This is a genomic window from Nitrospirota bacterium (assembly GCA_016212185.1).
Lineage (GTDB): Bacteria > Nitrospirota > Thermodesulfovibrionia > UBA6902 > DSMQ01 > JACRGX01.
In genome coordinates this window covers 1-2,030 of the sequence record JACRGX010000017.1, presented here as the reverse complement: position 1 = coordinate 2,030, position 2,030 = coordinate 1, and the positions used below count along the sequence as shown (strand labels likewise).

At 42.3% G+C, this 2,030-nt stretch carries 1 protein-coding gene; it reads left to right on the top strand.

Features of this window, described 5'->3' with window-relative positions:
- Positions 1 to 738: 738 nt before the first annotated feature.
- Positions 739 to 1,719 (top strand): DDE-type integrase/transposase/recombinase, encoded by a 981-nt coding sequence (locus tag HZA10_01620; protein ID MBI5195001.1) that lies wholly within the window; start codon positions 739 to 741, stop codon positions 1,717 to 1,719.
- The last annotated feature ends 311 nt before the right edge of the window (positions 1,720 to 2,030 follow it).

The following is a 2,030-nucleotide window of genomic DNA, read 5'->3' as shown; positions in this document are numbered from 1 at the left end:
GCTCTCTGTCCAGCAAAAAAAGAGATGCGGACTCAGCCTCAAGCAGATTTTTGAGGCTAAGAAGCGTTTCATTTAAAATATTTTTAGGAAGTTCCGATAGATTCAGCTTTGTCATTTTATCCCCCTTTAAATGACGCCGTTCTGTCAAAAGTTTTTGCTTTAAATTCTTTTATCTTCTTTATTTTTAAAGAGTTTTGATAAAAAGACTTGTCTCCCCCTAAAAAATGGTTATTGTAGTCAATTAAGGAGGATAAATCTCATGAATCAAATCTCTCGTTTTGTTATCTGGATCTGCTCAAGGTTTAACCGTGAACAGATCGAAATGATCGTCAAAGAGCTCTCAAGTGTTCTTAAAAATCGCGCTAACTTACCGTCTAAACCAAAGAACACTTTTAAAGAACAACACCCGAATTACCGGGATTTTTACGTCGATAAAACTCCGCCCTTAACCGACAACGTTAAAAAAAAGCCCAAAATCTAGATTACAAGATTCTTTTAAATGCTTATCAGGCTAAACACGGTAAGGCGCTTAAACCTGTTAAAATACAACACGGACAGCCTGTACCCGAAAAAGAATCCTGTCCGTTCTGCCAGGCGCCTCATACGTATCTGTATTACAACAACGGCCGTCAAAGAACACAATTACGCTGCAAAATCTGCTCGTCTAACTTCCATACGGAAAAACGATTCAGGACAGCTCTAAAAGCCAAATACTTCTGCCCCTATTGTTCGGGCGCCATGTTCCGCTGGAAAACCCGCGTTGACGTCGTTATCTATAAATGCTCCAACGACAACTGCCCTCACCGTATTCGCGCTATCAAAAAACTCAATGAATCAGAAAATACCGTCCGCAGAACAAAATCATCTCAATTCAAGCTATGCTACACCTATCGCGAATATCTTTTTAAACCCGGCGAACTTACACATTCAAGTCCGATAAAACCTAAGATCGACATAACAAAGATCCATAACTCCGATAATATCTTAGGCCTTATACTGTCTTTTTACGTCTCATTCGCCGTCAGCGCCAGAAAAACAGCCTTTATCTTACGATGGATCTTTAATATTAACGTCTCTTATCAAACCGTCTTAAACTACGCCGAAGCCGCTTCATTCCATTGCCACGCTTTTAATATGCAGTTTAAAGGCCCTATTGATGACATCTCAGCCGGGGATGAGACGTATATCAAAATCTCAGGACAAGACGCTTTTGTATTTTTATTCATATCGTCAAAAAACCATAAGATCACGGCTTATCATTTAGCTCATTCCCGCAAAACCCTGCCTGCTGCCATTGCAATGTCTGAGGCTATACGTACAGCAGAGCCCGAACAAAAACTTACGCTGATAACGGATGCCAATCCTTCTTATTCCGCAGGCATTATGTTCTTGAACTCACGGCGTCCTGAAGAATTACCGCCCATTGAACATCGCCAGGTAGTCGGCTTGCAAAACCTTGACGAAGAATCAACGACTTATAGGCCGTTTAAACAGCTCATTGAACGCCTCAACAGGACATTCAAATTCCACGTTCGCCCATCGCATGGCTTTAAATCAAACAACGGCGCTATGGCGCTTATCGCGCTCTTTGCGACTCACTACAACTTCTTGCGGCCGCATATGGCATTAGGCTATAGAACACCCGTTGAGATACCAAACCTTAACGCTATCTCGACCATCCAAGGCAAGTGGTCCAAAATCCTGTCTATGGCTTCTTGATCCGCTCAACAAAGCCCAACGAAGCCCGACAACTTATTTTAAAGAACAATAGCGCATTATTTAAAAGCATCCCTACGGATGTGTCATTGCGAGCGATTTTTGCGAAGCCTGACTGCCCTGACTGCCGTTAGGCAGGCGTCAGGCAGGAAATCTTTTAAAAGACTGCTTCGTCGCTACACTCCTCGCCAGAGTTCGTCGAAGTCTGACGACTCGCAGTGACACAATTACTTCCAAGAACTAAACTGCTACAAAAAATCTTCATATCAAATACCCTTGCCCTGCTTATTCTTCATAAAACTTTTGACAGTATC

Bases quoted from the DNA above. Each gene is read 5' to 3' on its own strand.
- HZA10_01620 (MBI5195001.1), top strand. From the start codon at position 739: ATGTTCCGCTGGAAAACCCGCGTTGACGTCGTTATCTATAAATGCTCC.